Source organism: Streptomyces sp. WG7, from assembly GCF_049975785.1.
Lineage (GTDB): Bacteria > Actinomycetota > Actinomycetes > Streptomycetales > Streptomycetaceae > Streptomyces.
Window position 1 is genome coordinate 1 of the sequence record NZ_JBNGGE010000153.1, and the last position, 1,120, is coordinate 1,120.

A 1,120-nucleotide genomic window follows, 5' to 3' on the forward strand; every position below is an offset into this window, starting at 1 on the left:
TGCGGACGGTCTTCCCCGACCTCGACGGCGAGCCCTACCAGCACATCCTCACCCCCACCGAAGCCCACCTCACCCTCCCGGTCGAACCGGTGACGGAGGATGCGGTGGCTTCCCGGCTGGCGGCGTGTGTTCAGCACGGATTCGAGCTGGACAGCGAGATTCCGCTGACGGCAAGGCTGTTGGCCTCGGGACCGAGGGAAGCCGTCCTGGTGCTCGTGATGCACCACATAGCCGCCGACGGCTGGTCCATGACTCCTCTCGCGGCCGATCTCGCCTCCGCGTACGCGGCCCGGCGCGGAGGCGAGGGGCCGGAGTGGACCCCGCTTCCGGTCCAGTACGCCGACTACAGCGTCTGGCAGCACGAACTGCTCGGCGAGGACACCGACCCCGACAGTCTGCTACGCCGCCAAGCCGCGTACTGGACCGACCACTTGAGCGGTCTGCCCGACGTCGTCTCCCTGCCCACCGACCGGCCGCGAACCGCGACCCCCTCCTATCGCAGCGACACCGTGAGCTTCGCACTCGACGCCTCGACGCATGCCGCGTTGAGGGAGCTCGCCCGTGCGGCGGACGCGACGCTGTTCATGGTCCTGCACGCGGGCCTGGCGGCACTGCTCTCGCGGCTGGGCGCGGGGCGGGACATCGCGGTGGGCTCGCCCATCGCCGGCCGCACCGACGAAGGTCTGGACGACCTGGTGGGCTTCTTCGTCAACACCCTGGTCATACGCGCCGACGTGACATCGGATCCCACGTTCGGCGAACTCCTGACACAGATCCGTGAGACGAGTCTCGCCGCGTACAGCCACCAGGACATCCCCTTCGAGTACCTGGTGGAACGGCTCAACCCGCAGCGCTCGCCCGGCCATCACCCGCTCGTCCAGATCATGCTGGCGCTCCAGAACAGCACTGACCTGGCATTTGAACTCCCGGGCGTCCGAGCCGAGTTCGAGGACCCAGGCGTATCCGGTTCACAGTTCGACCTCACCGTCAACATGGGTGAGACGTTCGACGAGGACGGAAACCCCGCCGGCATGTCCGGGCTGATCGAGTACGCGACGGACCTGTATGACGCGGGCACGGTGGAGTTGTTCGGGGCGCGGTTGGTGCGCGTGTTGAGTGG

General features: G+C 67.9%; 1 protein-coding gene. It reads left to right on the forward strand.

All coding sequences use genetic code 11. The features are described from left to right. Positions 1 to 1,120, forward strand: a 1,120-nt coding sequence (locus tag ACP4J0_RS38475; RefSeq protein ID WP_426604094.1) for a condensation domain-containing protein, incomplete at both ends; no start/stop codon positions are given.